The sequence below is a fragment of the Thalassolituus sp. UBA6592 genome (assembly GCF_002433655.1).
In the GTDB taxonomy this organism is placed as follows: Bacteria; Pseudomonadota; Gammaproteobacteria; order Pseudomonadales; family Oceanobacteraceae; genus Venatoribacter.
The window spans coordinates 39,445-42,209 of record NZ_DJIO01000084.1; the positions used below are offsets into that span (position 1 = coordinate 39,445).

General features: G+C 50.7%; 2 protein-coding genes. One reads left to right on the forward strand and one right to left on the reverse strand.

The window, feature by feature from the left end:
- On the forward strand, positions 1-916 hold a 916-nt coding region (locus B2Z72_RS08565), incomplete at its 5' end, for a DbpA RNA binding domain-containing protein (RefSeq protein ID WP_297004563.1).
- Between the two features lie 110 nt (positions 917-1,026).
- On the opposite strand, the gene B2Z72_RS08570 is transcribed toward B2Z72_RS08565, so the two are convergent.
- A complete protein-coding gene (locus B2Z72_RS08570) occupies positions 1,027-2,406 on the reverse strand; it encodes a histidine-type phosphatase (RefSeq protein WP_296983389.1) in 1,380 nt (459 codons plus the stop codon).
- Between the last annotated feature and the right edge of the window lie 359 nt (positions 2,407-2,765).

Consider the following 2,765-nt stretch of genomic DNA (forward strand, 5'->3'; position numbering starts at 1 on the left):
TTACGTACACCGTATCGGCCGTACCGGTCGTGCCGGCCGTAGCGGTGAAGCCATTGTGTTTGTTCGTGGTCGTGAAAAACGCATGCTGCGCGACATCGAAAAAGCAACCCGTCAGCCAATCGACGAGATGTCGTTGCCGACTGCCGAAATGGTGAACAAGAAACGTCGTGAAGGATTTAAATCTCAGATCGTGGACGCAATCCACTCCGAGAAAAATCAGGAATTCCGCAATATTATTGAAGAAGTTCTGAAAGAAAATCCGCTGGATGCACTGGATGTGGCAGCCGCTGTTGCCAGCCTGCTGCAGGGCCAGAAACCACTGTTTATCGACGAGAAAGCCGACAGCCGTATGAACAGCCGTCGTGAAGAACGCGGTGACCGTCCGGAGCGTGGCGAACGTCGTGAGCGCGGCGAGCGTTTTGAGCGTGGCGAACGTCCTAAGCGTGACCGTGGTGCCAGCAAAGAGCTGCCACAGGCACACGCGAAAGCACTGAAGGGTCATCCGGAAGTGGATATGGAGCGTTACATGGTCAGCGTTGGTTATGACGACGGTCTGAAGCCAGGTAACCTGGTGGGTGCTGTTGCTAACGAAGCTGATCTCGATAGTGAGTACATTGGCCACATCGAAATTTTCGACAACTTTGCTGTGGTTGATCTGCCGGAAGGTATGCCAGCGCCGGTAATGAATAAACTGAAGAAAGCCCGCGTCTGTGGCCGCCCTCTGGAAATCAAACCGTACAAAGCGGCTGACGTTCCGGAAGACGGTGGTCGTGGTGGCCGTAAGCCTGCGGGTGGCCGTCCGGCTTTCAAGCCAGGCGCTGGTCGTGGAGCAAAAGGTCCGTCTGACCGTGGTCCTAAAAAACCACACCGCGGTAAAAACGAAGGCCGCAGCGAAGGTCGTGCCCGTCAGGGATAATGATCTGAACTGAACTTCAGAAAAAAGCCGGTTAAGAATTTCTTAACCGGCTTTTTTATGCAGTTTTGCACTGGCCTTAATGACCAGCGGCAGTGGAGGTTCAATCCGGATTACATCGAATAGCAACGTTTCAGTTCGGTAAAACTGTAGTAGAAGCTGTTATCGGCTATTGGCTGACAGGCAGTTTTAAATGCCTTCTCCTGCTCGTTGTAGAGCATTCTTACCAGTATCTGGTTTTCTGCATTGCGGAATACATCCCACTGTACATTACCGGCCATAGGCGCGACGTCTTCACCACGCCATGGGTTGTTTGCACGGGTGTAGAGCTGGCCGTCACTGAGCGGCTGATCACTGCCCGGCAATTGCAGGTAGGTAGTGAACGGCACCAGTGTTTCGGCATGAGCAAAACGCGCAACGAGAGAGTATTCGCTGTCACCCTGCTGAACGTTTGCTACCCGCTGGAAAAAATCCTGCACCAGTGGACGGGCCATACGGTAGGTGATATCCCGGCCTTTAAAAGCAGGGCCTTTGGCATAAAAATCCTCAGCATCCATCACATAAGACAGCCATTGTGTTTGCTCCGGCGTAAAGTATTTGCGGAAGTCCCACGGCTTGTCTCCGGCTTCATCCGGCATGCCCAGTGCAATCTGATACAGATTAAACAGCTGCAGCATGGCGTCCACATCGTTATAAACTTTCACTTCAGTTTCATCCGGGCGACTGTAACTGTGTTTGCCGGCGGCCAGCTCATCGATAAAAGACGGCGTGTATATCTGACTGAGGACATCGCGGGCGATGCTGTGCATGTGCTCAGAATAAAACAACGTATCAAAGACGCTCAGCAGCTGCGGATCGGATTCTTTGTAATCCTGATAGTCACGGTTTTCTGGCTGCTTATGAAAATACAGGGTTTCAGGATTGGCGACGGGAGCTGATATGACCTGCTGCAGGGCCGGATTGGCTTCTGTCAGCCCATGACTGAATGCCAGGCCACTGTCTTTCGCCCGTTGTTTACCGGAATATTCGACCAGAATTTCTTTGTCAGCCTGCTGCTGAAACAATGTCTTATTGCGTTCCGCCAGACGTTGACCGATGCCTGCATGTTCAAGCTTGCCGAGCTCTGACAGGTTGCCGTAGCCCATAGCAATGTTGGCATCCATCATGCGCTGAATTTCACTGCCCAGCGCCTTTCCGGCTGCCGTCAGTTGGTTCTGCTGTTGCGCCGATTGCCAGATATTAAGGCTGATATGGTCGTATTTGGGGCTGGAAAGTCCGCGTGAACCATGGCGGGCAAGCAGTTCAGAAAAGACCAGCGCATAGCCTGTGGGCGGCTGCTGATAATCGGCCGCACTGGCTGCGGGTGTGTAAACAGCTTTGGTGGCGTATTCGTATGTGTCCTTGTGGCCTGTTGTCTGAGTTGATGTCGGAGCAGTAACAGAGCAGCCGCTGCTCAGGCCTATCATTAACACTGTGGGCAGAGAGTATTTCACCAGATATTCCTCGTGCTATGGCACATTTAAGTGGAACAGTTAAATGGAACAGTTAATAAATTGATTTGTATATCAATATTGAATGCAGACGATGCTAGCACGCTGAAACAGCGTTTAATGCAGACTGTGAGAAAACGGACTGAGCTGAAAAAACCCTTTTTGTCAGGAACTTTCAATTGCGGAAATAACCCGATTACCACTCGCTGGTGAAAACCTTTGTTTTATCAGGAAGGGTAAAATAACGTGTATAAACGGCTTTTTTTCATAATTTTGAAATAGTAATAACTGTCAGCGCATCTCTGTTTGTTGCGTCAATTGATGATTAATATATTAATAGGTGTGCTGAGGTGTGCTGAGGT